Genomic DNA, 25,050 nt, shown 5'->3' on the forward strand with positions numbered 1-25,050 from the left:
TCGGGTGAGTTCACCGACGACTGCGCAGGCATCGACTCCGACCACTGCCCCCGACGAGCGGCCTACGCTGCTGCTGCTGGACGGGCATTCGATCGCCTATCGCGCGTTCTTCGCGCTACCGGCGGAGAACTTCAAGACCGTCACGGGTCAGACCACCAACGCGGTGTACGGATTCACCTCGATGCTGATCAACCTGCTGCGCGACGAGAAGCCCAGCCACGTGGCCGCGGCGTTCGACGTGTCGCGCAAGACCTTCCGCACCGAGGCGTACCCGGAGTACAAGGCCAATCGCAGTGCCACCCCCGACGAATTCCGTGGGCAGGTCGAACTCACCAAGGACGTGCTCGGCGCGATGGGCATTCCGGTGATGGCCATCGACGGCTACGAGGCCGACGATGTGATCGCCACCCTCACCACCCAGGCGATGGCCCAGGGCTACCGGGTCCTCATCGTCACCGGCGACCGCGACGCGATTCAGCTGGTCAACGACGACGTGACCGTGCTCTACCCGAAGAAGGGCGTCTCGGATCTCACCCGCTTCACCCCGGCCGAGGTGGAGACCAAATACGGCCTCACTCCCGCGCAGTATCCCGACTACGCGGCCCTGCGCGGCGACCCGAGCGACAATCTGCCCGGCATTCCCGGTGTGGGGGAGAAGACCGCCGCCAAGTGGATCCGCGAATACGGCGACCTCGCCACCCTGGTCGACCGCGTCGATCAGGTGAAGGGCAAGGTCGGCGATTCCTTGCGGGCGAACCTGTCGAGTGTGGTGCTCAACCGCCAGCTCACCGAGATGGTGCGCGAGGTGCCGTTGCCCTACACCCCCGACCAGTTGATGAAGGCGCCGTGGGACCGCGACAAGATCCACCAGCTCTTCGACGACCTCGAGTTCCGGGTGCTGCGCGACCGGCTGTTCGACACCCTCGGTTCCCCCGAGCCGGAAGCCGAGTCGGGTTTCGAGATCAGCGGTGGCGCCCTCGATCAGGGCGCGGTCGCCGACTGGCTCGCCGAGCACGCGAAAGCCGGTGCCCGCCATGGCCTCTCGATCGTCGGGACCGGAACGCCGGTCCACGGTGACGCACGGGCTCTGGCGATCGCCGCCGCCGACGGTGAGGGCGGCTACATCGATCTGACCGTCCTCACCCCCGACGACGAGACGGCCCTGGCCGCCTGGCTGGCCGATCCCGAGGTACCCAAGGCGCTGCACGAGGCCAAGTCCGCCGGGCACGCGCTGCGCGGTCGCGGCTTCACCCTGGGCGGTCTCACCACCGACACCGCGCTGTCGGCCTACCTGGTCCGCCCCGGCCAGCGCAGCTTCAACCTCGACGATCTGTCCCTGCGCTACCTCAAGCGCGAACTGCGCGTCGAGGCCGCCGACACGGGCCAGCTCTCCCTGCTCGACGACGAGGACACCCTCGCCGCCGATATCGCCCGCGAGGAGATGCTGCGCGCCCGCGCGGTCGCCGATCTGGCCGTCGCCCTGGACACCGAACTCGAAGCCATCGAATCGACCCCGCTGCTCACGGAGATGGAGCTGCCGTTGCTCGGCGTGCTCGGTCAACTCGAGGAGGCGGGCATCGCGGTCGACGTCGCCCAGCTCGAGAATCTCCAGCAGCAGTTCGCCGACCGCGTCACCGAGGCCGCGAACTCCGCGTACGAGGTGATCGGCAAGCAGATCAACCTCGGCTCGCCCAAGCAGCTGCAGGTGGTGCTGTTCGACGAGCTCGACATGCCGAAGACCAAGCGCACCAAGACCGGTTACACCACCGACGCCGACGCGCTGGAATCGCTGTTCGAGAAGACCGGCCACGCGTTCCTGGAACACCTGCTGGCCCACCGCGACGCGACCCGGCTCAAGGTGACCGTCGACGGCCTGCTCAAGTCGGTTTCCGACGACGGCCGCGTGCACACCACGTTCAATCAGACCATCGCCGCCACCGGCCGCCTCTCCTCGACCGAGCCGAACCTGCAGAACATCCCGATCCGCACCGACACCGGTCGCCAGATCCGCGACACCTTCGTCGTCGGCCCTGGCTTCGCCGAACTCATGACGGCCGACTACAGCCAGATCGAGATGCGCATCATGGCGCACCTGTCCGGGGACGCGGGCCTGATCGAGGCCTTCAATTCCGGCGAGGACCTGCACACCTTCGTCGCGTCGAAGGCCTTCGACATCCCGATCGCGCAGGTGAGCCCGGAGCTGCGCCGCCGGATCAAGGCCATGTCCTACGGTCTCGCCTACGGCCTGAGTTCCTACGGCCTGAGCGCCCAGTTGAAGATCAGCACGACCGAGGCCAAAGAGCAGATGGACGTGTACTTCGACCGTTTCGGCGGCATCCGCGACTACCTGTCCGATGTCGTCGACCAGGCCCGCAAGGTGGGCTACACCCAAACCCTGTTCGGCCGTAGGCGTTACCTGCCCGACCTGGATTCCAGCAACCGTCAGCGCCGTGAATCCGCCGAGCGGATGGCGCTGAACGCACCGATCCAGGGCACCGCCGCCGACATCATCAAGGTCGCGATGATCAACGTGCAGAACGCGATCCGCGAAGCGGGCCTGCGCTCGCGGATGCTGCTGCAGATCCACGACGAACTCGTCTTCGAGGTCGCCGACGGTGAACGCGAGGCCCTCGAAGCCCTTGCGCGCGAACAGATGTCGGCCGCGATCGACCTCTCGGTCCCGCTCACCGTTTCCGTCGGCACCGGCCGGAGCTGGGACGCGGCAGCGCACTGAGCCGGTTCAGGCCGACCCGGCACCCGTTCTACGAGCGCCGAGGCCGGCACCGAACCGGCTCCGGCACGGTCACTTTCGACGCGGGCTTCACCGTTGCCGAATACGAGTACACCTGGCGGCTGCCGGTGTGAGCGCGGAGGCGACCGACCCGGCCCGCACAGCACGATGGGCACCGACCGTGAAGGTCGATGCCCATCGTGGCTGGAACGCGAGATCAGGCGTTGACGGTCACCGCGTCGTCGGCGATCGAGTAGCTGATCGAGCCGTTCTCGAAGTGGCTGATCTTGCCGCCTTCGATGTCCTGCTCGTCGGAGGTCGGGTAGCCGAACCGGCCGCCCGCGCCGCCCTCGGCCTCCCATGCCTGACGGATGGCGCCGTACACGGTCTTGGCCCCGGTCGGGAGCTTGAAGTAGATGACTCCGCCGGTGAATTCCTGGAACTTGCCACCGTTGGCGGCGTCCTGCTCTGCCGAGGTCGGCTCACCCAGCGGGCTGGACGCGCCACCGGCTTCGTTGTAGTGATCGCCGATAGCCCCAGTGACTTCGAATGCCATGTCGAACAATTCCTTTCACGCAGTAACAATTGGCCTAGCGGCCGCGACGCTACCGTGCGATCGGCCGTTCTCGGCGGCGACTCGCGGGAGATTCACAATCTGGTCACACTTTATTAGCCAGTGATTCGCTCGCAGCCGATGATTGGAACCGGCGCACCGTCAGCTACCGATGGTGAGCCCTGCTGCCTCGCGAGGAAGCGGTCGAGGCCGCGTCAGCGAAAACGCTGGACGATAGCTTCGGCGATCTCGCCGGGCTCGTGTTCGGGGATGAAGTGCCCGGCGCCGGGCAGTTCGAGGACCCGGTGGTCGGTGAACGTGTCGCGCATTCGTGGCAGGAACGAAGCGGGACGGAACGCCATGTCCTTCATGCCCCAGACCAGCAGTGTCGGGGTGGCACCGAGTCGAGCGGGCACGTCGGCGGCCAGCTGTGTGAGGAAGGGGCGAGCGGCCAGGATCTGCCCGGGCATCGCGGCGATCCCGCGCCGGGCTTCGGGTGAAGGCTGCACCTTGCGGTAGTGATCGGCCTCGGCCTCGCTGATCGTGTGCCGCAGCTCGCCGAGCAGGAAACGCTCGACGAGAAGGTTGTCGCGCAGAATCCGCCGCTGCATCGGCGAGCTGCGCATGACCCGGCTGAACGCCTTCTGTGGCCAGGTGTCCGTCGGCCACAGCAGGGTGTTGCCGAGCACCAGCCCGCGCACTCGCTCGGCTCGATCGGCACCGACCGCGGCGCCGATCGGCCCACCCCAGTCCTGGCCCATGATCACGAACTGGTCGAGCCCGAGATGGTCGACGAGCTCGCCGACCACCGCGGCATGCTCGGCGATCGTGTAGCTGTACCCGGGTGGCCGTTCGGACAGCCCGAAGCCCGGGTAGTCGACTGCCAGGCACCGGAACCGGTCGCCCAGTTCGCCGATGATCTTGCGGTAGAGAAAACTCCAGGTGGGGCTGCCGTGGCAGAACAGGATGGGGATCCCGGAGCCCTCGTCGATGTAGTGCACCCGGCCCGCCGTCGATTCGAACCAGCGGGATTCGAAGGGGTACAGCGCCTTGTCCGGCGTGAAATCGATCAGCATCGCATCCGTCCCGTCCTCCGGCGTCGAACCGACCCTACGGCCGAAAAGCGCAGCGGTTCAATGACTTCGGTGGATCCGCGGTGAGGTGCGTGTCACTGGTGCCGCCCGGCACCGTGCGGAGAGAGCTGCGTGCCCGTGAGATGCGCGACGTTGTGCCCTGTTCGCCAGGGGGCGAGCCGGCCGACAACTCGATGCGGACACCGTCGCGGTGGGATCCGGCCCGTGACGACCACCTGTGGCAGCATCGGCCCTATGACCGAGACCGTCATCGCGACCCCGCTGCCCGACTGCCCCGATATCGAGCAGGCTTTCGCGATGTCGTGGCCGGTACGACTCGGTGATACCGATGGCGACGACCGGCTGCGGCTCGACGCGGTGGCGCGCTACCTGCAGGACATCGGGTTCGATCATCTCGACGCGGTGCAGGACGGCGACACCCATCAGGCGTGGATCGTGCGGCGCACGGTGATCGACGTGTACGAGCCGATCGTGTTCGGCGACCGCGTCCAGCTTCGCCGCTGGGCCGACGCGCTCTCGAATCGATGGTGTGACATGCGCATTCAGTTGCGCGGGGAGAAGAGCGGGCACATCGAGGCCGCGGCGTTCCTGATCCACATCGACCCCGTCGCCGGCCGTCCCGCGCGGATGAGCGACGCGTTCATGGCGCCGATGCTGGCCAGCACCACCGAACATCGCCTGCGCTGGAAGGCCGCGCTCACCGAACTCGACATCGCGGAGGTGGAAGAGGTGGCGTTCCCACTGCGCGTCACCGACGTGGACCGGCTCGGCCATGTCAACAACGCGGTGTACTGGGAGGCCGTGGAGGAGGCGCTCGCCGCGCACCCGGACCGCCACCGGTTGCCGTACCGGGCGATCGTCGAACACGTCGGTCCGGTGATGATGGGCGACAAGGTGGTGTTGCGGACGAGTTCGCAACCCGACCGCCTGCGCGTCCAGGTCGACGTCGACGGTTCGGCCCGTGCCCTCGCTGCGGTGGAGCCCCTGACCGTGTCCCGGTAAACCCATCGCCGTCACCGGGGCGGATGTTACCGATCCTGAGCTGCGGTGATGGTACTCACGGGTAGACACTCCGGGTGGTGAACCAGGTTGCGGTTTCGCGACGACCGCCCTATCCTCGACTGCGTGCCGAATCCCGCCCGCTGTGCCGCGCTGCTAGTCGCTGACCGCGACCTCGCGGTCGCTGCTGCGCAGACCGCGCAGGAAGCTTCACGGCGAATTCTTCTCGTAGTAATCCGCCGTAGCGGGGTCTGATTCGGACCAGCCCCTACGCTGCGGGCTGTATTTCATCGTTCTGCTGGTCCCACCCTGCCAACGAAGACATCTTCGGGAAGACCTCACCTGCAATGACGCTGACACTGGACCATGCCCTGTTCGCCGCCGCCCCCAAGGGCCTGCGCGCCGAGCTCACCGACCTCGACCCCGCCGCCTTCCTCGACCGGTACACCCGCGCCGACGGATCCATCGCTTTGCGTGAATGGTCTTGTTCCGGAACGGATTTCACCGCCACTCTGGAATTCGCCGACCACCTGCGCACCGTCATCGCCGCCGGCAGCCCGGTGGCCGCGATGACCTCCGCGCTCTACGACGAGGGCTACCCCCTCGAGATCCTGCACTTCCATCAGCGCCCGACCGCCGACGGCATCGCCACCTTCATGCAGTGCGAGTTCAACGGCAGGCGCGGCTGGGCGGTGGCCACCGCCACCGGCAGCGCGGAATCGACCGTGCGCGCCATGATCGCCGGCGTCAACCTGCTCGCGGGCTGACACCACACAGCACACACAAGGGCCCGTTCACCTCGAAAGGTGAACGGGCCCTTCGCGTTACGCAGTATGCGGCGCCGAACTACTCGGCGGTGGAGGACTCCTGCTCGGCGATCTGCTTGCGCACCTCGTCCATGTCCAGATCCTTGATCTGGGTCACCAGGTCCTCGAGCGCGGCGGCCGGCAGCGCACCCGGCTGCGCGAAGACGAGCACACCCTCGCGGAACGCCATGATGGTCGGGATCGACTGGATGTTGGCGGCAGCGGCGAGTCCCTGCTCGGCCTCGGTGTCGACCTTGCCGTAGACGACGTCGGTGTGCTTTTCCGACGAGCTCTCGTAGGTCGGTGCGAAATTGCGGCACGGACCGCACCAGGAAGCCCAGAAATCGACGAGGACCACGTCGTTTCCGGTGATGACTTCGTCGAAGTTCTGCTGGGTCAGCGTCTGGGTGGCCATGACGTCCTCTCCTTGTCGGTGTCCTCGGCTGTAACGCCGGGGCGTCCCACTATCTTCCCCCGATCACGATTCGCTCCTGTCGCGCCTCCCCGTCCCAGCGGCGGACCCCCACGATGAGCGACCGGAAATCGGTGTCGGCCGCGACCGCCCGCACCGCGTCGCCGAGCCGTTCGGGGGGCACGCGCCGCGCCAGAGTCACGTGCGGTGTCCACGCGCCGGGAGCCATGGTCGCCGGGATGCCGGGGCAGGGCGAGACCACCTCGCTGACCCGGCGATGCAGGGCGAGCAGGTCCGCGGTGACGACGACCGCCCTGACCAGGATCGGTCGGCGCGCCCCGAAGACGAGCAGCCCGCCCATACGGATCGGCAGCGGCTCGAACGCGAGCCGTTCGAGCGCGTGGTCGATGCGCGGCCAGATCTCGCGCGCCACCGCGACGGTGATGTGTGGCCGAGCGGTCCCGGCGTGGCGATTGCCCAGGCCCGCTTCGGCAAGAACCGCCCACTGCCTGCGGATCTCCGTCTCGCCGCGCTCGTCCAGGAGCAACTCCACCGACTGCACCATGATCTGCAGAAACTAGTCGCTGCGGCGTGTCCGCACCGCCCACTCGCTCGATCCGGTCCGGGCACGCGCGAGGATGGGGGAGTGAACGGTGTGAAGGCGAACGTGCGACTCGGTGTGATCGACGGCGACGGAATCGGCCCCGAGGTGGTGGCCGCGACCCGGGCGGTTGTCGACGAAGCGATCGGCGCGGCCGGGCTCGCGCCGGTGGAGTGGGTGCCGCTGCTGATCGGGCACGAGGCGATCGCCGCCTACGGCAACCCGCTGCCGGAACAGACCCTGACCGCCCTCGAGGATCTCGACGCCTGGATTCTCGGTCCCCACGACAACGCCTCCTATCCGTCGGACATGCGAGTGGCGCCGGGCGGCGTCATCCGCAAACGCCTCGGGCTCTACGCCAACATCCGCCCCGCCGCCGCGTTCACCGGGGTGCGCGCGATGGCGCCCGCTATCGATCTGGTGATCGTCCGGGAGAACAGCGAGGGCTTCTACGCCGACCGCAACATGTTCGCCGGCTCGGGGGAGTTCCGTCCCACCGAGGACGTGGCGATGGCGGTCGCGGTGATCACCCGCCAGGCGTGCGAGCGGATCGCGCATCAGGCGCTGCGGCTCGCGCGGGGCAGGCGCAAGCGAGTCACCGTGGTGCACAAGGCCAATGTGCTGCCGATGACGACCGGCCTGTTCCGTGATGTCTGTTACGCGGTGGCCGAGCAGTATCCGGACGTGACGGTCGACGACGAACACGTCGACGCGATGGCGGCGCACCTGGTGCGCTCACCCGCCGAGTACGACGTGATCGTCACCGAGAACCTGTTCGGCGACATCCTCTCGGACCTGGCCGGTGAGCTCAGCGGTTCCCTCGGCATGGCCGCCTCGCTCAACTGCTCCGACACGCGCGCGATGGCGCAGGCCGTGCACGGCGCGGCGCCCGGTCTGGCCGGACACAATCGGGCCAATCCCGCCGCGCTGCAATTGTCGGCGGCAATGTTGTTGCGCTGGTTGGCGGTTCGTGACGACAATAGGATGCTCCATGATGCGGCCGACCGCATTACCCACGCCGTGACGGCGACACTGGCGGCCGGTATCGCGACCGCGGATCTCGGTGGCCTGGCTTCCACCAGCGAATTCACCGAGCAGGTCAGTGCCCGCGTGCACCGGAGGTGAAGGTACCCCTTTCACATCGGCTGATTAATCTTCGGTTACTGTCGCACCACGCTGTGTCCGGTTCGCATACATTGCCAAACAGGCGCTGACACGTGGCCGGCGTCGACGTGAAATGTGGAGGCTCCTTTGTCTGTTCGAACTGTCCTCGGCCGTGGCGCCGTGCGGCTGCTGTGTACCGTCGCCGGCGGCGCTTTGTTGTTGACCGGCTGCGCCGAGAACACCGAGGGTGACGGCGCCTCGGTGAACAAGGTGTCGGCGGAGAAGGTCGACGCGCTCGCCGCGGCGGTCCCCGACAAGGTGAAGCAGGCAGGCAAAGTGGTCGTCGGCGTGAACGTGCCGTACCAGCCGAACGAGTACAAGGACGCGAGCGGCAAGATCGTCGGCTTCGATGTGGACCTCCTCGACGCCGTCGCGAGCACCCTCGGACTGAAGGTCGACTATGTCGAATCCTCGTTCGAGAAGATCATTCCCGCTATTCAGGCGGGCACCTACGACGTGGGTATGTCCTCGATCACCGATTCGCGCGAACGCGAACAGCAGGTCGATTTCACGACCTATTTCTCCGCGGGTATCCAGTGGGCCCAGCAAACCGGTAAAGCGATCGATCCGAACAATGCGTGCGGCAAGAAGGTCGCCGTACAGTCCACTACGGTCGAGCACACCGACGAGATTCCCGCCAAGAGCGCCAAGTGCGTCGCCGAGGGTAAACCCGCCATCGAAATGAAGGCATTCGACGAGCAGAGCGCCGCGACCAATGCCTTGGTGCTCGGCCAGGTCGACGCGATGTCGGCGGATTCCCCGGTGACCGCGTACGCGATCAAGCAGAGCGACGGCAAGATCGAGTCGGCGGGCCCGCTGTTCGATTCCGCGCCCTACGGCTGGGCGGTGCAGAAATCCTCCCCGCTGGCGGTGGCCCTGCAGAAGGCGCTGCAGCACCTGATCGACAACGGCAAGTACGGCGAGATCACCACCAACTGGGGTGTGCAGGACGGTCAGATCAAGACCTCGGTGATCAACGGTGCAGTGAGCTGACGTGACCGACGAGAAAGACACGGTGGAGGTGCCCGGACCGGGCACCGAACCCGAACCGATCACAGCGGTCCCCCTACGCAGGCCGGGCCGCTGGATCGCGGCGGCAATCATCCTGATCCTGGTGGGATTGTTCGTCTACGGCGCTGCCACGAATCCCGCCTACCGGTGGGACACCTACGGCAAGTACCTGTTCGACAGCCGGATCACCGCGGGCGCGATCGTCACCTTGGAGCTCACCGTGCTCGCGATGGCGATCGCGGTGAGCCTGGGCACCGTCCTCGCGGTGATGCGCCTGTCGCCGAACCCGGTGCTGCGCACGGCGGCCTGGGTGTATCTGTGGATCTTCCGCGGGACCCCGGTCTATGTGCAGTTGGTGTTCTGGGGTCTGGTTCCCTCGCTCTACAAGCAGATCGACCTGGGCGTGCCGTTCGGCCCGCAGTTCTTCCATCTCGACGTGCAGAGCCTGCAGGCCGCGTTCCTGTTCGCGGTGATCGGCCTCGGCCTCAACGAGGCCGCGTACATGGCCGAGATCGTGCGCGCGGGCATCAACTCGGTCGGTGAGGGTCAGCGCGAAGCGTCGGTGGCACTGGGCATGTCGTGGACGCAGACGATGCGCCGCACAGTGTTGCCGCAGGCCATGCGGGTGATCATCCCGCCCACCGGCAACGAGCTGATCGGCATGCTCAAGACGACCTCGCTGGTCACCGCGATTCCGCTGAGTACCGACCTGTTCGGCCGCGCCCGCGACATCTACGGCGTGAATTTCCAGCCGATCCCGCTGCTGCTCGTCTGTGCCACCTGGTACCTGGCGATCACCAGCATCCTCATGGTCGGCCAGTACTACTTGGAACGCTATTACTCGCGTGGTGCCACCCGGCAGTTGACGGCCAAGCAGCTTCAGGAACTGGCAACGGCGCAGGCGGCGGTGAAGGCGAAATGACCGAACCAGTTGTGGCAGTCCCGCCGATGGTGCTGGCCGACCGCGTGTGTAAGAGCTTCGGCGCGCTGCAGGTGCTCAAGGGCATCTCGCTCGAGGTCCAGCGTGGGAAGGTACTGACCCTGGTCGGCCCGTCGGGCTCGGGTAAGTCGACGTTCCTGCGCTGTATCAATCACCTCGAGCAGGTGAACGCGGGCAGGCTCTACGTCGACGGCGATCTCGTCGGCTACCGGGAGAAGAACGGCAAGCTCTACGAGATGCACGAGCGCGATGCCGCGATCCAGCGTCGCGATATCGGCATGGTGTTCCAGCATTTCAACCTGTTCCCGCACCGCACGGCGCTGGAGAACGTGATCGAGGCGCCCATCCAGGTGCGCGGGATCCGTAAGTCCGAGGCCGTCGCCAGGGCCGAGGAGCTCCTCGAGCGGGTCGGGCTCTCGGCCAAGCGCAACGCCTACCCGGCGCAGTTGTCCGGTGGTCAGCAGCAGCGCGTGGCCATCGCGCGAGCGCTGGCGATGGATCCCAAGCTGATGCTGTTCGACGAGCCGACCTCGGCGCTGGATCCCGAGCTGGTCGGTGAGGTGCTCGCGGTGATGCGCGAGCTGGCCGATTCGGGCATGACCATGCTGGTGGTGACCCACGAGATGGGCTTCGCCCGCGAGGTCGCCGACGAACTGGTGTTCATGGATGGCGGGGTGGTCGTGGAGTCGGGCCCCCCGCGTGACCTGCTGGCCAACCCGCAGCACGAGCGGACCCAAGCCTTCCTGTCACGCCTGCTCTGAGAGACGACACCACAGCCCCCGCGGATTCTCGCGGGGGCTGTGGTGTTCATGGGGTTTCCTGGTCCTTCAGGCGTTCCAGGGAGACCTGGGCCTGGGCGATGCGGCGGATGGCGGCCAGCGCGGTGTCGCCGAGGACGGTCAGGACGACGACCGCGTCGATGATGTCGTCGCGCCCGCCCGCGGACAGGGCGGCCGCTACATCGGTTTCCGCGACCACGCGCGTGCTGTCGAAGTAGGCGGGCAGGGTGGTGGTCGCCCAGTCCCGGTAGCCGAGTTGCGCGAGTCGAACGATGACTCCGGTGAGAGTGTCGATGGCCTGGGGGCTGGGTTTCATGTCCCAGCCGCGCCGCTCCATCTCCGCGCGCACGGCCTCGTAGGCGCGGTCCCATTCGGCGTTGTGGGGCGCGGGCACCGGCGTGGCCAGGCTGTCCTGCGCTACCCCGAGCACATGGAACAGGGGCATCTCGGGGGAGTCGATCGCGGCGAGAACATCGGAAACGGTGGCGACCGGTATCCCGCCCACCTCGATCAACGCGCGGATCAGGCGCAGCCGGCGCAGGTGGTCCTCGCCGTAGCTGGCCTGGTTGGGGCTGCTGCGTTCGCCCGCGGGCAGTAGTCCTTCACGCAGGTAGTACTTGATGGTGGCCACCGCGATGCCGCTGCGTTCGCTCAACTCCGAGATTCGCACTCTTACCTCCGTTGTGTTCCTCCCCCTTGCCTACGTCACTCATAGCGGATAGTCTAGCTATCCATAACGGATAGTATAGCTATCTATCTCTGGGAGATTCGCATGTCAGTCCTGACCGTCCCCTCGCTGCCCCGCCCCAACGCCCCCCTGCACCGTCCGCTGATGTATTTCGCCGCCGTCAACGCCGCACTCGTCGTGGTCGGCCTGATCGGGATGCTGGTCGACGGCCGGGTGATCGCCGGGTCGGCCGCCTGGTTCAAGCCGACCAAGTTCGCGATCTCGTTCGTGTTCTACGGTGTGGCGCTGGCCTGGCTGATGTCGTTGCGGCCCAAGCCTTCTCGGCTCGCCTCGTGGATGGCCACGGTGATCGTGGTCGCCGGGGTGATCGAACAGGTGATCATCTTCGGGCAGGCGATCCGCGGGACTCGCAGCCACTACAACATGACCACCGCCCTGGACGGCACCCTCTGGGTGATCATGGGATCCACCATCGTCGTCCTGTTCCTAGCAACCCTGGTGATCGGGATCGGACTGATGCGCGCACGCCTCGGCGACGCCTCGATCACCTGGTCGATTCGTCTCGGCATCGCGATCACGTTGGTCGGGCTGGCGCTGGGAAATCTGATGCCGCAGCGGGAATCCGGTGTCGAGGGCATCGCGGGCGCACACACGGTCGGAGCTCCCGACGGCACGCCCGGCATGCCGCTGACCGGGTGGAGCACCACCGATGGTGACCTGCGCATTCCGCATTTCTTCGGTATGCACGCCCTCCAAGCGCTGCCGTTGCTCGCGGCACTGCTGGTGGTGCTGGCGCCACGGATCCCGTTGCTGCGGTCGGTGCGCGTTCGGCTCGGCCTGATCATCACCGCGTCCGCCGGGTACGCGGCGGTGCTCGCGCTGGTCACCTGGCAGGCATTGCGTGGGCAGCCGTTGATCCACCCCGATCGGGCCACGCTCACCGCCGCGGCCGCCATCGTCACCGGAGTAGTTGCCGGAGTAATGATCTCGGTCGCGAGCGCGGCCGGTACCCGAAAGGTAGTCACCGCATGAGCACGCTGTTCGACCTGTCGTTCTACGTCACGGTGCCGTTCTGGGCCTTGATGATCTTCGCCCCGACGTGGCGCTGGACCCGCACGATCATCTCCGCACCGTGGATTGTGCTGGCGCCCTTGGTGGTATGGGCGATCGTCGCGGTGCCGGTGCTGGGTGCGATGTGGTCGCTGGTGTCCTCGCCCTCGCTCGACGCGATCACCGAAGCGGTCGCCGATCCTGCCGTGCTGACCGCATTGTGGGCGCAGATCATCGCCTGGGATCTGTTCCTCGGGCGCTGGATCTACCTCGACAGTCGCGAGCGCAATATCCATCCGCTGCTGATGGGGCCGTTGCTGGTCGGCACGATCCTGTTGTCGCCCATCGCGTTTCCGATCTACCTGCTGGTGCGTGAAGTCGCCCGTCGTAGTTCGGCGGTGCCGCAAGCGAGTCCGGTCGCGTAGGGGCCGCGGGCCGGACTCCGGTGAGTCCGGCCCCCGCGCCACCGCGCGCTGACGCACCTCTACAACGGCATCAGGCGGTGCTTGCGCGGGGCCTGCTCGATGTGTTTGTCGCCGAGCAGGCGCAGCGCTTTGCGGATTTCCAGCCGGGTGCTCGACGGCTCGATGACCGCGTCGATATAGCCGCGTTCGGCGGCGATCCACGGGGTGGCGACAGCGGCGTTGTAGAAGTCGACCATCTGCTGACGCACGGCAGGCCGGTCGGCCTCGGGGACGGCGGCCAGCTGTTTGCGCTGGGTCAGGCCCACGGCGGCTTCGGCGCCCATCACGGCGATCCGGGCGGTCGGCCACGCGAGGTTGATGTCGCCGCCGAGCTGCTTGCACCCCATCACCGCGTAGCCGCCGCCGTAGGCCTTGCGGACCACGACGGTGACGATCGGGACGGTGGCCTCGACGACCGCGTAGAAGAAGCGCCCGCCGCGTTTGATGACGCCGATCTTCTCCTCCTCCACGCCCGGCAGCACGCCCGGGGTGTCGACGACGAACACCAGCGGAATGTCGAACGCGTCGCACAGGCGGATGAAGTGGGCGGCCTTGTCCGACCCGCGCGCATCGATCGCGCCACTGGACACCAGCGGCTGATTGGCGACGACACCGATGCTGCGCCCGTCGACCCGCGCGAAACCGGTGATCAGATTGCGGGCGGCGCCATCGCCGACCTCGTGGAACTCCCCGTCGTCGAAGATCCGCAGCAGGACCTCGTACATGTCGTAGCCCCTGCGATCGGAATCCGGTATCAGCGCATCGAGTTCGCGATCGGAGTCGGTGATCTGCGGCTCCAGACCGGGATTGACCAGGGGCGCGCGTTCGTAGCAGTTCGACGGCATGAAGCTCAGATACGTTCGCGCCCACTCGAAAGCGGCTTTCTCGTCGGCCGCCACGTGATGGATGTTGCCGTTGTGGGCCTGATTGAACGCCCCACCGAGCTCGTCGAGGGTCACTTCCTCGCCCGTGGTCTCGCGGATGATCTCGGGACCGGTCACGAACATGTACGCCGACTCGGTCGCGATCAGCACATCGGTATTGATCGGCGAATACACCGCGCCCGCAGCACATTTGCCCAACATCACCGACACCTGCGGCACCACCCCGGACAGCCGGGTCTGGCGCCTGCTCATCTCCGCGTACCAGGCCAGCGAGGTGACCGCGTCCTGCACCCGGGCGCCGCCGGAGTCGTTGATCGCCACGAACGGGCACGCGATATCGGCCGCCAGATCCATCGCCATCGCGACCTTGCGCCCGAACATCTCACCCACCGATCCGCCGAACACGGTCTGGTCGTGGGCGATCACCACCACCGGTCGCCCGTCGATCCTGCCGTGCCCGGTGACCACACCGTCTCCGTAGAGGCCCTCGGCCGCGCCTGGTTGTTTCACCAGCGCCCCGATTTCGGTGAAACTGCCCTGATCGAGAAGTATTTCGATGCGGTCGCGCGGGCTGGGAATTCCTTTCGCCGCACGCTTGGCGATCCCCGCATCCCCCGCGGGTTCCCGCGCCGCCGTCAGATTGTCCCGCAGCTCTTGCAGTTTCGCAGCAGTAGTCGACTCCACCACGCACGCCCTTCCTCGTCCTGGTCGAGCTCTCCTCCATCGGTTAGCCAAAGCGTAACGCTGACGGCCGCGCCGGCATCACCGGCACGGCGGATCGATCCTTGACGAATCACGCGTCCTGACTGTCAGTGCTTACTCGTCGATGGCGCAGGAGTGGTCGCCGAAGGCGATACGCAGCTGCCCGAGCAGCACCTTCGCCGCCGGGCCGGGTGGGGGATCGGTGCGCCAGGCCAGGGCCAGCCGGCCGTGGATGGTGGGGTCGACGATGTCGAGGGATCGGACGCCGAAGGCGTCGGCCTCGGCGGCCGTGAGAGCGGGGACGATGGCGGTTCCCAGGCCGCGCGCGGCGAGCTCGAGCAGTAGTGGGGGAGCGGCGGCCTCGAAGGCGATGTTCGGGGTGAAATCGGCGGCAGCACAAGAGCGTTCGAAAACTCCGCGAAGGCCGGTACCTCGGGTGAGGCAGATGAGGCGGTGATCGGCGAGGGCTCTCAAGGCGATGGAGCCGGCCGCTTCGGTGGGGTCGACGGGTGCGTCTCGGGCGACGGCGGCGACGAGCGCGGTCTCGAGGATCACGTGTAGCCCGATGCCGGAATCCAGTGGGGCGCCGGTCAATCCGGTCAGCGCGATATCGAGTTCACCGTGTTCGACGGCGGCGAGCATCCTTTCCGCCGTGTCCTCGGTGAGGCTGATCCCGACCTGGGGATGGTCGTGGTGGAAATCGGCGAGGACGCCCGCGACATCGAAGACTTCCGAGGCCGCCCCCGAGATCATGCCGAGCCGGACCTGCCCGCGCAGCAATCCGGTGAATTCCCCGACCGTGTCGCCGATCCGGTCGGCGGCGGCCAGGGCGGCGCGCGCGTGTTCGAGCACCGCGGCGCCGACGTCGGTCAGTGTCACGGTGCGCGCGCCGCGGTCGAGCAGGCGCTGCCCGAGTTCGCGTTCGAGTTGCCGGATCTGGGTGCTGAGGCCGGGCTGGGTCAAGTGCAGCCGTTCGGCGGCCCTGGTGAACCCGCCCTCGTCGACGATCGTCACGAAGTAGCGCAGCTGACGCAGTTCCATAACTATCGATTATAGGTATTAGAAGAGCTATCTCTTGTACTTATTGCTTTGCCGCTAGCAGAGTGGAAGACATGACCGATATCGCGACGAAGTTCACCGGCCCCGTCTTCACCCCGGATGACCCCGGGTACGCCGAGGAGATCGCCGGATTCCAAACCGCCTACACCCACCGTCCGGCGTTCGTGGTCGGTGCCCAGCACAGCCAGGACGTGCGCGCCGCGGTCGAGTTCGCCGCACGGCGCGGACTGCCGGTGGCCGTGCAGGCGACCGGACACGGTCTGTCGGTAGCCATCGCTGGCGGGGTGCTCATCACGACCGGGCGCATGGACAGCATCACGGTCGACCCGCGGGCTCGTACCGCGTACGTCGGGGCCGGAGTGCGCGCGGGTGCGCTGGTCGAGGCGGCCGCACGGTACGGGCTGGCGCCGTTGAACGGGTCGTCGCCGTCGGTGGGCGTCGTCGGGTATGTGCTCGGCGGAGGGCTCGGGGTGCTGGCGCGCGCATTCGGTTATGCCGCCGATCATGTACGCCGCATCGAACTCGTCACCGCCGACGGCCGGATGCGCTCGCTCGGTCCGGACGACGAGTTGTTCGGGGCGGTACTGGGTTCCGGCGGGAACTTCGGCGTGGTGACCGGTCTCGAACTCGATCTCGTGCCCGTCGCCGAGATCTATGGCGGCCAGCTGGTTTTCGATGCGCCACTCGTCGACGCGGCGCTGGCGGCATGGCGCACCTGGACCGAGACCGTGCCGAGCGCGCTGACCTCCACGATCGCGGTGCTGACCTATCCCGACATCGCACCCGTGCCGGAATCGCTGCGAGGCCGCCACGTCGCCTCGATCCGGATCGCCTTCGACGGGCCGGGAGAAGAGGGGGAACGGTGGGTCGAGCCCTTGCGGCGGATCGGACCTCGGCTGCACGAGGACCTGCGCACGATGCCCTACGCCGAATCGCACACCATCCACAGTGACCCGCCTTTCCCGCACGCTTACGCCGCGACGAACGCGCTGCTCGCGGAGCTGACACCGCAGGGTCTGTCCGCGCTGCGCGCGTTGACGGCGCCGGGGGGATCGGTCGACGCGGTCATCGACATCCGTCATCTCGGGGCCGCCCTCCGGCACGGTGGCCCGGCCTCGATCGATCATCGCGACGCGGAGTACATCGTGCGAGTGATCACCGGTCCCGGCGAGGGTGACTGCGCACCCGAAGGGCTCGCGCGCATTCGAGAAGCGCTGGCGCCGTGGACGATCGGGCACAGTCTCGCGTTCCTCTACGGCGCCGGCGGTGCGGCGGACGAGGCCCAGACCGCAGTCGGCTACTCGCCGGACACCTACCGGTGGCTGGTGGCGGCGAAAGCGAAGTACGACCCGCGCAACATATTCCGCGCCAACCGCAATATCGCCCCCGGTTCCTAGCGCCGCTTGCTCAGCTCCCCGACATCTACTATCTTAGTGATATCACTCAGATATCGGGAGGATGTCATGGAGCTGCGGTCCGCATTCCGCGTCAATGGATTCGTCGTCGTGCTGGGGTGGCTGGTGTTCACCCTGTTGTTCGGGGCCGCCGCCGTTCTCGCGTTCATCGCCGCCACCCAGCACAACGGTGGCGCACTGGCCTGGGTCGGCGCGGTCGCCGCCGTAGTCGTGATCCTGGTCGTCTGGTTGCTCGCCACCGGGCTGATCATCGTCAACCCCAACGAGGCCAAGGTCGTCACCTTCTTCGGCCGCTACATCGGCTCGGTCAGTGACCCCGGGTTCTTCTCGGTGGTACCGCTCACCGACCGCAAGTCGATCTCGCTGCGGGTGCGCAACTTCGAAACCCAGAAGCTCAAGGTCAACGATGCCGACGGCAACCCCGTCGAGATCGCGGCCGTCGTCGTCTACAAGGTGGTCGACAGCTTCAAGGCCGCCTTCGCCGTCGACGATTACGAGGAGTACGTCGAAACCCAGTCCGAGGCGGCGGTTCGCCACCTCGCCACCACCCACCCCTACGACGCCCACGACGACTCCCGCACCAGCTTGCGCGACGGTGCCGAAGTCGCCGAGGAACTGACCGTCGAGCTGCGCGAACGCACCCTCACCGCGGGTATCGAGGTCATCGAGGCCCGCATCACCCACCTGGCCTACGCCCCCGAGATCGCCCAGGCCATGCTCGTGCGCCAGCAGGCCGCCCAGGTCGTCGCGGCCCGCACCCAGATCGTCGAAGGTGCCGTCGGCATGGTCGCCCTCGCTCTCGACCGCCTCGCCGAACAGGGCACCGTCGAACTCGACGAGGAGCGCAAGGCCAACATGGTCTCCAACCTGCTCGTCGTCCTCTGCGGCGACCGCGCCACCCAGCCGGTCGTCAACACCGGATCCCTCTACTCCTGAGCCGCGGCGATGACCCAGCCGAAGAGGGACCCCAAAAAGATCCTGCTACGGCTCGACCCGGCCGTCCACGAGGCAATAGCCAAGTGGGCGGCCGACGACCTGCGCAGCATCAACTCCCAAATCGAATACGCCCTGCGCCTGGCCCTCGACCAGGCGGGCCGAAAACCCAAGCGCGACTAGGGGAAGGTCGTGTCAGCCGACCCCGAGAACTCGGGTGAGGAGTCGCTGGCGGGTTCGGGTGCCGGATTTGGCGAGGATGGCTTTGACGTGGTCGTTGACGGTGTGTTCGGAGAGGAACAGTTCTGCTGCCAGTTCGTGGGAGTCCAGGCCGGTCGCCAGGAGGGTCAGGACCTGGGCTTCCCGGGTGGACAGGGCGTGGGCTCGGGCGAACAGGTCGAGGCGTTCGGCGGCGGTGCTCGGTTCCAGGGCCACGGCGATGTCGGAACCGATGCGGTCGGCTTTGACGGTGAGCCAGCGGTTGCCGCCCAGGTGGACGCGGGAGGTGGCGGGGCCGAGCGGGACGGCGGCCTCGGTGGCGAGGAGGGCGGCGGCCGCGTTGTAGACCGACGCGGGTACGGGGGGAATCGGTTCGTCCGGGGGGAGCAGGCGCAGCAGCGAATCCGCGGCGGCTGCCGTTTGTGAGCGCACGCGCAGGGTGTCGTCGAGGAGTACCACCGCGGGACCCAGTGGCGCGAGCCGGGCGTCGGATTCGACGAAGGTGGCGCCGACGCAACGGCGCAGGCCGGCGGTGACCGGGGTCGCCAGCGTGCTCAGTTCGCCGAGTTCTGTGGTGGTGAAAGGGGATGCGGTATAGCGGAGCAGTTCGAGGAAACCCCAGCAGCCGTAGCGGTCGGCGAAGGTGACGGTGGCCGAGTCGGTGATGCCGAGATCGTGCTGGGCGGTGCGCCAGAGCAGGGAGAGTCCCGGGTCACCGTCGGTAGCGCCCAGGAGAGAGTGGGCGCCGGTGCCGCGCACGGTGTCCCAGCGATTGAGCACAGTGAGATACCGGGCGCGGATCAAGTCGGGTAGGAGCGCGAAATCCAGGCCGGGGACATCGGCCAGCGGCGCCGTCGCGACCGCGGTGACGGGGTCGGTGAGCGCGAAGACATGGCCGGTGAACGGGATCCGCGCACGGATCTCGACCAGGACGAGTTCCCGCAATCGTTTGGCGGAGTGCTCGGCGCGGCACAGACGGCCGATCCGGTCTGCCAAGGTGCTCGGCACACATCCCAGTCTACGGCGGAAAACCCCCAGGATCAGGGATGTTCCGGTGGCCCGGACCGGCCGACCATGGAGCTACCCATTCGGCACGACCACGGAGGTCACCATGACCGTCACCCTGCACATCGACAACACCGTTCGCGACTACGACGACTGGAAGGCCGCGTTCGACCAGTTCGAGCGATTCCGCGCCGACAACGGCGTTCGCGCCTATCGCGTCGGCCGCGTCGACGGCACGCCACACCGAGTCCTCATCGACCTCGATTTCGACGATCGGGCGGCCGCCGAGGCGTTCCACACCGAGTTGGCGACCGTGCTCGCCACCCCGCGCAGCCGCGCGATGGTGATCAGTCACGAAGCCTCGCTGGTCGACCTGGTCGACGAGCGAATTTCGGCCTGATCGACGCGCCGGGCGCCACACGGGGACAACCGAACTCGAATCCGCCGGTAAATTGATCCGGTGCCCATCTCGTTCGACATTCCTGGAATGCAACAGTTGGACGACACGACCTGGGGGAATCCGGCCACTCGTGACGTCGTCGCGTTGAACTATGTCAACGGCACGCCCGACCTGCCCGCCCGCCTGCACGACCTGAAACGGCTGCGCAGGCGGCTGGCCGAGCACCACGCCCGGACCGGCTGCCTGATCGAGGCCTTCGTGGTGTGGGTCGACCAGTTGCCCGCCCTGCTGCGGGTGGAGAAGACCCAACTGCCGGGGCCGCGCGGTGAGCTCGTGTTCGCGGCGTCGATAGTGGTACCCAAGGATCGGTGCTCGGCGGTGTTCCAGGTGATCTGCCCCGAGACCGGTGTGCCCGGGGCGCGCGAGACCTTGATCGGCAGGCAGGTTCGGCGCGACGAGATGTGCCCGCCGCACCCGTACGCGCCCGGCCTGCGCGGACGGTTGCCCTATCTGCTGTCCGATGACGTTCGCTTCGACGTCGAATTCCCGGATCACGCGCTCACCAGGGCGCGCCGCTGGGTCGCCGACACCGTGCCGAACGTGCGCGTGGACCCCTCCTTCGCCGCGCTGCCCGAGTTCTAGGGCTTCTCGGCGACGAAGATGGCGGTTCCGGGGAAGATCTGCCCGCGCAGCGGCGACCACTGACCCCATTCGCGGTCGAGCCACTCCGGCCAATCCGGTTCGACGATGTCGACCAGGTGCAGCCCGGCGCCGACGATCTCGCGGACCCGGTCACCGATCGTGCGGTGGTGCTCGACATAGGTCGGCACGCCGTCGCCGTCTACCTCTACATAGGGAGTGCGGTCGAAGTACGGGATCGTGGCGGTCAGTCCCGCCTCGCCCGGATCGTCGGGGAAGATCCAGCGCATCGGATGGTTCACCGAGAACACCCAGCGCCCGCCCGGGCGCAACACCCGAGCCACCTCGCGCATCACCAGGGCCGAATCCGCGACGAACGGCACCCCGCCGAACGCCGAACAGGCCAGATCGAACGACGCGTCGGCGAAGGGCAGCGCCTCGGCACCCGCCTGAACCAGGGGTACGCGCGGTCCGCCCTGATCCATCGCGGCCACGCCACGCTCCAGCATCCCCTTCGACACATCGAGCCCGATCGGGAATGCGCCGTGACCGGCCAGCCACCGCGAGCACGGCGCCGATCCGCAGCCGATCTCCAAGATCGTCTTGCCGGTGACGTTCCCCAGGAAGCCCATGTCGCCCTCGTGCAGGCCCTCCGGGCACCACACGAACTCACCGCCCGGGGAGTCGACGCCGAGGAAGTCGGCGTGGGTCTGGTGGTACTGCTCGGCGTCGGCGTCCCACCAGCGGCGATTCGCGCGCTCGCTGTCGCGCGAGTCGATCTTGGTTCGGGTGGTTGCTGAGGTACCGAGCAGGGCGTTGGCCTGCGCGTGGCGTTGGTCGTCGGACACGGCCAACAGGGTATCGGCGTGGTGCGGGGGGTGGTTTGCCCGGCTCGGCGCGGGTCGCGTAGGCTGATGCACGCTGTAGAGGGACGCTGAATTTGATCAGCGGCAAGTGCGACGGTCCGTGCGATACTTTACCGGTATCCCTTCGTCGCGTCGTCGCGGTGATCTCGCAGCGTACCGAAAGATCCAATGTCCGCAACCGACCACAATCCGTCCGGAGCAAACCCACATATGCCCACCACCGTCACCTCGCCGCAGGTAGCCATTAACGACATTGGCTCCGCCGAGGATTTCCTGGCCGCCATCGACGCAACGATCAAGTACTTCAACGATGGCGACATCGTCGAGGGCACCATCGTCAAGGTCGATCGTGACGAGGTCCTGCTCGACATCGGTTACAAGACCGAAGGTGTCATCCCCTCCCGCGAACTCTCCATCAAGCACGATGTCGACCCGAACGAGGTCGTTTCCGTGGGCGACGCGGTCGAGGCCCTGGTCCTCACGAAGGAGGACAAGGAAGGCCGCCTGATCCTGTCGAAGAAGCGGGCGCAGTACGAGCGCGCGTGGGGCACGATCGAGGAGCTCAAGGAGAAGGACGAGGCCGTCAAGGGCACCGTCATCGAGGTCGTCAAGGGCGGCCTGATCCTCGACATCGGTCTTCGTGGCTTCCTGCCCGCCTCGCTCGTCGAGATGCGTCGTGTCCGCGACCTCCAGCCGTACGTCGGCAAGGAGATCGAGGCCAAGATCATCGAGCTCGACAAGAACCGCAACAACGTGGTTCTGTCGCGTCGCGCCTGGCTCGAGCAGACCCAGTCCGAGGTCCGCAGCGAGTTCCTGCACCAGCTCCAGAAGGGCCAGGTCCGCAAGGGCGTCGTGTCCTCCATCGTCAACTTCGGTGCCTTCGTGGACCTGGGTGGCGTCGACGGCCTGGTGCACGTCTCCGAGCTGTCCTGGAAGCACATCGACCACCCGTCCGAGGTTGTCGAGGTCGGCAACGAGGTCACCGTCGAGGTTCTCGACGTCGACCTGGACCGCGAGCGTGTCTCCCTGTCGCTCAAGGCGACTCAGGAAGACCCGTGGCGTCAGTTCGCCCGGACCCACGCCATCGGCCAGATCGTGCCCGGCAAGGTCACCAAGCTGGTTCCCTTCGGTGCCTTCGTGCGCGTCGAAGAGGGCATCGAGGGCCTGGTCCACATCTCCGAGCTGGCCGAGCGCCACGTCGAGGTCCCGGACCAGGTTGTGGCCGTCGGCGACGACGCCATGGTCAAGGTCATCGACATCGACCTCGAGCGTCGTCGTATCTCGCTGTCGCTGAAGCAGGCGAACGAGGACTACAACGCCGAGTTCGACCCGTCGAAGTACGGCATGGCCGACAGCTACGACGATGCGGGCAACTACATCTTCCCCGAGGGCTTCGATCCCGAGACCAACGAATGGCTCGACGGGTTCGACAAGCAGCGTGAAGAGTGGGAAGGCCGCTACGCCGAGGCCGAGCGTCGCCACAAGATGCACACCGCCCAGATGGAGAAGATGGCAGCCGACGCTGCCGCCGAGGCCGCCGCTGGTGGTCCCGTCGCGGGCAACTACTCCTCCGAGACCGGTGGCAGCGCGGCTGCGTCCACCTCCGGTCCGGCCGAGTCCACGGGCGGCTCGCTGGCCAGCGATGCCCAGCTCGCGGCTCTGCGGGAGAAGCTCAGCGGCAACGCCTGATTCAGCGGAAACGCCTGAATCGACAACCGCATCACCGAAGGCCCCGGTCCACACGGACCGGGGCCTTCGGCCTTTTCCGGTGGGTGTAGCGTGTGCGCGATTGCTCCATCCCCCTACGGGAAAGGTGCTTCACTCCGATGAGTTCTGGTCCCTTCGCCGGTCTCAACCGGCGACAGTTCCTCGCGAAAGCGATGGCCGCCGGCGCGGTGGGAACGCTTGCCAGCTGGGCGAATCCGATTATCGACCGAGCTTTCGCCGCCGATCCGGCGGGCATGGGCGGGCTCGGCGATATCGAGCACTTCGTCCTGCTCATGCAGGAAAACCGGTCCTTCGACCACTATTTCGGCACCCTGTCGGGGGTGCGCGGGTTCGGTGAGGCCTCGGCGTCCTGGCGTCAGTACGGGTGGTCGCCCGGAATCGGGCCCACCGCAGAGGGTTTCGTCGAACCGTTCCGGCTCGACACCACCCGCGGCGCCACCCTGGACGGGGAGTGCATCAACGACCCCGACCACACCTGGCCGGGCATGCACAAGGCATTCAACGACGGGCGCAACGACGGCTGGATGCCCATGTCGGTGGCCTCGGTCGGGCCGGGGAACGCACCCGCGGCGATGGGTTACTACCTGCCGGAAGACATTCCGATCCACACCGAGCTCGCGGAGGCGTTCACGCTGTGCGACAACTACCACTGCTCGGTGCTCGGCCCCACCGACCCCAACCGGCTGTACTGGATGAGCGCCACCATCGACCCCGACGGCCTGGCGGGCGGTCCGCTGGTGGAGACGCCGACCCTGCTTCCGAAGAACGTCTACAGCTGGCGCACCTACCCGGAGAACCTGTCCGACGGCGGGGTGCCGTGGAAGATCTACAGCAATCGCGATATCGGTCCGGCGTCGTCGATGATCCTGGACGGCATGATGGGCTGCTTCACCCAGGCCGCCGACCCGAATTCCGAACTGGCGCGCCGCGGTATCGCACCGACCTACCCGAACGACTTCCAGGCCGACGTCGCCGCCAACACGCTGCCCACGGTGTCCTGGGTGGTGCCGTCGGTGCTGCACTGCGAACACCCCGCGCTGCCCGCGGCGTTCGGTGCGCTCGGCATCGTGGGGATACTCGATATCCTCACCTCGAACCCGGCGGTGTGGGAGAAGACCGCGCTGATCATCAGCTACGACGAGAACGGCGGCTTCTTCGACCACGTCACGCCGCCGACCCCGCCGCCCGGCACCGCGGGCGAATTCCTGACGGTGCCACTGGACCGGGTGCCGGCCGCGGGCGGGATCACCGGTCCGATCGGACTGGGTTACCGGGTGCCGTGCATGGTGATCTCGCCCTACAGCCGCGGTGGGTTGGTCGCCTCGCAGACCTTCGACCACACATCCCAATTGCGGTTGCTGGAAACCAGATTCGGCGTCGATGTGCCGAACCTGACCGCGTGGCGACGCGGCGTCACCGGCGATATGACGTCGACGTTCGACTTCGCCGCGGCGCCGAATGCCGCGAAACCGGTGCTGCCCGACCCACGCCCGAAGGCCGACGCGGCGATCGCGCAGTGCGGTCCGAACATCGCGGCGGGCACACTCGGACGGGGTGTGCCGTACCCGGTGCCGCCGAATGCGATGCCGGCGCAGCAGCCGGGGACCCGGCGTGCGCCGAGCGGTCTCGTCGGCGTCTGAGTCGGGGGTGGGCTCGGCGTCGCGCCGGGCCCGCCGTCAGCTCGCGGCCGCGGGCGACCAGTAGCCGGTGGCCATACTCGGGCGTTTGCGCACGGCGGCGAAGCTGTGTCTGGCGGGGGAGAGCAGGGTGGTGAACCAGGAGCGCCGGTATTCGGCGAGAGTCGCTGCGACAGCGGGGAATTCGATGCAGTGCACACCGCCCGGCATACCGAGACGGTGGCGAGCCGCCCGGTGGTTCCTGGTACTCATGATCATCCTCCGGTAGTCG

Annotated in this window: 26 protein-coding genes; 16 read left to right on the forward strand and 10 right to left on the reverse strand. The window is 67.3% G+C overall.

Going from position 1 to position 25,050, the window contains the following annotated elements:
* Positions 1-4 precede the first annotated feature (4 nt).
* Entirely contained in the window at positions 5-2,734 is a 2,730-nt protein-coding gene (gene polA, locus ACFWFP_RS27525) for a DNA polymerase I (RefSeq protein WP_379299707.1), read from the forward strand.
* Positions 2,735-2,948: 214 nt separating this feature from the next.
* Here polA and ACFWFP_RS27530 read toward each other — a convergent pair whose 3' ends face one another.
* On the reverse strand, positions 2,949-3,287 hold the full coding sequence (locus tag ACFWFP_RS27530; protein WP_378994054.1) for an LGFP repeat-containing protein: 339 nt from the start codon (positions 3,285-3,287) through the stop codon (positions 2,949-2,951).
* A gap of 212 nt (positions 3,288-3,499) precedes the next feature.
* Positions 3,500-4,360: a haloalkane dehalogenase gene (locus ACFWFP_RS27535; RefSeq protein WP_379299709.1), complete on the reverse strand. Its 861-nt coding sequence runs from the start codon at positions 4,358-4,360 to the stop codon at positions 3,500-3,502.
* 252 nt (positions 4,361-4,612) lie between these two features.
* Here ACFWFP_RS27535 and ACFWFP_RS27540 point away from each other — a divergent pair, with 252 nt between their 5' ends.
* Both ACFWFP_RS27540 and ACFWFP_RS27545 read left to right on the forward strand, forming a co-directional pair.
* Positions 4,613-5,380: an acyl-[acyl-carrier-protein] thioesterase gene (locus ACFWFP_RS27540; RefSeq protein ID WP_379299711.1), complete on the forward strand. Its 768-nt coding sequence runs from the start codon at positions 4,613-4,615 to the stop codon at positions 5,378-5,380.
* 344 nt (positions 5,381-5,724) lie between these two features.
* Positions 5,725-6,144, forward strand: coding sequence for a 2-keto-3-deoxygluconate kinase (locus tag ACFWFP_RS27545; RefSeq protein WP_379299713.1), 420 nt, complete (start codon positions 5,725-5,727; stop codon positions 6,142-6,144).
* Between the two features lie 79 nt (positions 6,145-6,223).
* On the opposite strand, the gene trxA is transcribed toward ACFWFP_RS27545, so the two are convergent.
* Together trxA and ACFWFP_RS27555 are read right to left on the reverse strand one after the other, a co-directional pair.
* Positions 6,224-6,598: a thioredoxin gene (gene trxA / locus ACFWFP_RS27550; RefSeq protein WP_379299715.1), complete on the reverse strand. Its 375-nt coding sequence runs from the start codon at positions 6,596-6,598 to the stop codon at positions 6,224-6,226.
* Positions 6,599-6,647: 49 nt separating this feature from the next.
* Positions 6,648-7,148 carry a 2'-5' RNA ligase family protein gene (locus ACFWFP_RS27555; protein WP_379299716.1) on the reverse strand — a complete coding sequence of 167 codons (501 nt, stop codon included), beginning with the start codon at positions 7,146-7,148 and terminating at the stop codon, positions 6,648-6,650.
* A 93-nt stretch (positions 7,149-7,241) separates the two neighbouring features.
* Between ACFWFP_RS27555 and ACFWFP_RS27560 the strand changes: the two genes are divergently transcribed.
* The 4 genes from ACFWFP_RS27560 to ACFWFP_RS27575 all read left to right on the forward strand — a co-directional run bounded on the left by ACFWFP_RS27560 (position 7,242) and on the right by ACFWFP_RS27575 (position 11,072).
* Complete coding sequence (locus ACFWFP_RS27560) at positions 7,242-8,321, forward strand: isocitrate/isopropylmalate dehydrogenase family protein (protein WP_379299718.1); 1,080 nt, start codon at positions 7,242-7,244, stop codon at positions 8,319-8,321.
* 126 nt (positions 8,322-8,447) lie between these two features.
* Positions 8,448-9,353 (forward strand): ABC transporter substrate-binding protein, encoded by a 906-nt coding sequence (locus tag ACFWFP_RS27565; RefSeq protein WP_379299720.1) that lies wholly within the window; start codon positions 8,448-8,450, stop codon positions 9,351-9,353.
* 1 nt (position 9,354) lies between these two features.
* Positions 9,355-10,293 (forward strand): ABC transporter permease subunit, encoded by a 939-nt coding sequence (locus ACFWFP_RS27570; protein WP_379299722.1) that lies wholly within the window; start codon positions 9,355-9,357, stop codon positions 10,291-10,293.
* A gap of 26 nt (positions 10,294-10,319) precedes the next feature.
* The gene (locus ACFWFP_RS27575; RefSeq protein WP_379299849.1) at positions 10,320-11,072 is read left to right on the forward strand and encodes an amino acid ABC transporter ATP-binding protein; all 753 of its coding nucleotides are present in this window, start codon (positions 10,320-10,322) and stop codon (positions 11,070-11,072) included.
* Between the two features lie 46 nt (positions 11,073-11,118).
* Here ACFWFP_RS27575 and ACFWFP_RS27580 read toward each other — a convergent pair whose 3' ends face one another.
* The gene (locus ACFWFP_RS27580; protein WP_379299724.1) at positions 11,119-11,760 is read right to left on the reverse strand and encodes a MerR family transcriptional regulator; all 642 of its coding nucleotides are present in this window, start codon (positions 11,758-11,760) and stop codon (positions 11,119-11,121) included.
* 102 nt (positions 11,761-11,862) lie between these two features.
* On the opposite strand from ACFWFP_RS27580, the gene ACFWFP_RS27585 reads away from it, so the two are divergent.
* Complete coding sequence (locus tag ACFWFP_RS27585; RefSeq protein ID WP_379299726.1) at positions 11,863-12,810, forward strand: hypothetical protein; 948 nt, start codon at positions 11,863-11,865, stop codon at positions 12,808-12,810.
* Positions 12,807-13,253, forward strand: a complete 447-nt coding sequence (locus ACFWFP_RS27590) for an ABA4-like family protein (protein WP_379299727.1) — start codon at positions 12,807-12,809, stop codon at positions 13,251-13,253. The genes ACFWFP_RS27585 and ACFWFP_RS27590 overlap by 4 nt, the downstream gene beginning before the upstream one ends.
* Before the next feature lie 59 nt (positions 13,254-13,312).
* On the opposite strand, the gene ACFWFP_RS27595 is transcribed toward ACFWFP_RS27590, so the two are convergent.
* Positions 13,313-14,860, reverse strand: a complete 1,548-nt coding sequence (locus ACFWFP_RS27595) for an acyl-CoA carboxylase subunit beta (RefSeq protein ID WP_379299851.1) — start codon at positions 14,858-14,860, stop codon at positions 13,313-13,315.
* 132 nt (positions 14,861-14,992) lie between these two features.
* On the reverse strand, positions 14,993-15,919 hold the full coding sequence (locus ACFWFP_RS27600; protein WP_379299729.1) for a LysR family transcriptional regulator: 927 nt from the start codon (positions 15,917-15,919) through the stop codon (positions 14,993-14,995).
* A gap of 71 nt (positions 15,920-15,990) precedes the next feature.
* Here ACFWFP_RS27600 and ACFWFP_RS27605 point away from each other — a divergent pair, with 71 nt between their 5' ends.
* The 3 genes from ACFWFP_RS27605 (at position 15,991) to ACFWFP_RS27615 (ending at position 18,468) form a co-directional block, all read left to right on the forward strand.
* On the forward strand, positions 15,991-17,334 hold the full coding sequence (locus ACFWFP_RS27605; protein ID WP_379299731.1) for an FAD-binding oxidoreductase: 1,344 nt from the start codon (positions 15,991-15,993) through the stop codon (positions 17,332-17,334).
* 66 nt (positions 17,335-17,400) lie between these two features.
* The gene (locus tag ACFWFP_RS27610) at positions 17,401-18,288 is read left to right on the forward strand and encodes an SPFH domain-containing protein (protein ID WP_379226218.1); all 888 of its coding nucleotides are present in this window, start codon (positions 17,401-17,403) and stop codon (positions 18,286-18,288) included.
* A gap of 9 nt (positions 18,289-18,297) precedes the next feature.
* On the forward strand, positions 18,298-18,468 hold the full coding sequence (locus tag ACFWFP_RS27615; protein ID WP_131816700.1) for a toxin-antitoxin system HicB family antitoxin: 171 nt from the start codon (positions 18,298-18,300) through the stop codon (positions 18,466-18,468).
* A gap of 12 nt (positions 18,469-18,480) precedes the next feature.
* On the opposite strand, the gene ACFWFP_RS27620 is transcribed toward ACFWFP_RS27615, so the two are convergent.
* Positions 18,481-19,512, reverse strand: a complete 1,032-nt coding sequence (locus ACFWFP_RS27620; protein ID WP_379299733.1) for a LuxR C-terminal-related transcriptional regulator — start codon at positions 19,510-19,512, stop codon at positions 18,481-18,483.
* Positions 19,513-19,615: 103 nt separating this feature from the next.
* Here ACFWFP_RS27620 and ACFWFP_RS27625 point away from each other — a divergent pair, with 103 nt between their 5' ends.
* Together ACFWFP_RS27625 and ACFWFP_RS27630 are read left to right on the forward strand one after the other, a co-directional pair.
* Positions 19,616-19,909: a hypothetical protein gene (locus ACFWFP_RS27625; RefSeq protein WP_379299735.1), complete on the forward strand. Its 294-nt coding sequence runs from the start codon at positions 19,616-19,618 to the stop codon at positions 19,907-19,909.
* An 87-nt stretch (positions 19,910-19,996) separates the two neighbouring features.
* On the forward strand, positions 19,997-20,551 hold the full coding sequence (locus tag ACFWFP_RS27630) for a hypothetical protein (protein ID WP_379299737.1): 555 nt from the start codon (positions 19,997-19,999) through the stop codon (positions 20,549-20,551).
* Here ACFWFP_RS27630 and ACFWFP_RS27635 read toward each other — a convergent pair.
* Positions 20,548-21,396: a class I SAM-dependent methyltransferase gene (locus ACFWFP_RS27635; protein WP_379299739.1), complete on the reverse strand. Its 849-nt coding sequence runs from the start codon at positions 21,394-21,396 to the stop codon at positions 20,548-20,550. The genes ACFWFP_RS27630 and ACFWFP_RS27635 overlap by 4 nt on opposite strands.
* A 228-nt stretch (positions 21,397-21,624) precedes the next feature.
* Between ACFWFP_RS27635 and rpsA the strand changes: the two genes are divergently transcribed.
* Together rpsA and ACFWFP_RS27645 are read left to right on the forward strand one after the other, a co-directional pair.
* Positions 21,625-23,103 (forward strand): 30S ribosomal protein S1, encoded by a 1,479-nt coding sequence (gene rpsA / locus ACFWFP_RS27640; protein ID WP_056824523.1) that lies wholly within the window; start codon positions 21,625-21,627, stop codon positions 23,101-23,103.
* 137 nt (positions 23,104-23,240) lie between these two features.
* Positions 23,241-24,782, forward strand: a complete 1,542-nt coding sequence (locus tag ACFWFP_RS27645) for a phospholipase C (RefSeq protein WP_379299741.1) — start codon at positions 23,241-23,243, stop codon at positions 24,780-24,782.
* Positions 24,783-24,818: 36 nt separating this feature from the next.
* Here ACFWFP_RS27645 and ACFWFP_RS27650 read toward each other — a convergent pair whose 3' ends face one another.
* The gene (locus ACFWFP_RS27650) at positions 24,819-25,031 is read right to left on the reverse strand and encodes a hypothetical protein (RefSeq protein WP_379299743.1); all 213 of its coding nucleotides are present in this window, start codon (positions 25,029-25,031) and stop codon (positions 24,819-24,821) included.
* Between the last annotated feature and the right edge of the window lie 19 nt (positions 25,032-25,050).

Source organism: Nocardia sp. NPDC060249, assembly GCF_042728755.1.
In the GTDB taxonomy this organism is placed as follows: Bacteria; Actinomycetota; Actinomycetes; order Mycobacteriales; family Mycobacteriaceae; genus Nocardia.

Bases quoted from the DNA above. Each gene is read 5' to 3' on its own strand.
- ACFWFP_RS27530 (WP_378994054.1), bottom strand. From the start codon at position 3,287: ATGGCATTCGAAGTCACTGGGGCTATCGGCGATCACTACAACGAAGCC.
- ACFWFP_RS27535 (WP_379299709.1), bottom strand. From the start codon at position 4,360: ATGCTGATCGATTTCACGCCGGACAAGGCGCTGTACCCCTTCGAATCC.
- ACFWFP_RS27540 (WP_379299711.1), top strand. From the start codon at position 4,613: ATGACCGAGACCGTCATCGCGACCCCGCTGCCCGACTGCCCCGATATC.
- ACFWFP_RS27545 (WP_379299713.1), top strand. From the start codon at position 5,725: ATGACGCTGACACTGGACCATGCCCTGTTCGCCGCCGCCCCCAAGGGC.
- trxA (WP_379299715.1), bottom strand. From the start codon at position 6,598: ATGGCCACCCAGACGCTGACCCAGCAGAACTTCGACGAAGTCATCACC.
- ACFWFP_RS27575 (WP_379299849.1), top strand. From the start codon at position 10,320: ATGGTGCTGGCCGACCGCGTGTGTAAGAGCTTCGGCGCGCTGCAGGTG.
- ACFWFP_RS27585 (WP_379299726.1), top strand. From the start codon at position 11,863: ATGTCAGTCCTGACCGTCCCCTCGCTGCCCCGCCCCAACGCCCCCCTG.
- ACFWFP_RS27590 (WP_379299727.1), top strand. From the start codon at position 12,807: ATGAGCACGCTGTTCGACCTGTCGTTCTACGTCACGGTGCCGTTCTGG.
- ACFWFP_RS27600 (WP_379299729.1), bottom strand. From the start codon at position 15,919: ATGGAACTGCGTCAGCTGCGCTACTTCGTGACGATCGTCGACGAGGGC.
- ACFWFP_RS27605 (WP_379299731.1), top strand. From the start codon at position 15,991: ATGACCGATATCGCGACGAAGTTCACCGGCCCCGTCTTCACCCCGGAT.
- ACFWFP_RS27610 (WP_379226218.1), top strand. From the start codon at position 17,401: ATGGAGCTGCGGTCCGCATTCCGCGTCAATGGATTCGTCGTCGTGCTG.
- ACFWFP_RS27615 (WP_131816700.1), top strand. From the start codon at position 18,298: ATGACCCAGCCGAAGAGGGACCCCAAAAAGATCCTGCTACGGCTCGAC.
- ACFWFP_RS27625 (WP_379299735.1), top strand. From the start codon at position 19,616: ATGACCGTCACCCTGCACATCGACAACACCGTTCGCGACTACGACGAC.
- ACFWFP_RS27630 (WP_379299737.1), top strand. From the start codon at position 19,997: ATGCAACAGTTGGACGACACGACCTGGGGGAATCCGGCCACTCGTGAC.
- rpsA (WP_056824523.1), top strand. From the start codon at position 21,625: ATGCCCACCACCGTCACCTCGCCGCAGGTAGCCATTAACGACATTGGC.
- ACFWFP_RS27645 (WP_379299741.1), top strand. From the start codon at position 23,241: ATGAGTTCTGGTCCCTTCGCCGGTCTCAACCGGCGACAGTTCCTCGCG.
- ACFWFP_RS27650 (WP_379299743.1), bottom strand. From the start codon at position 25,031: ATGAGTACCAGGAACCACCGGGCGGCTCGCCACCGTCTCGGTATGCCG.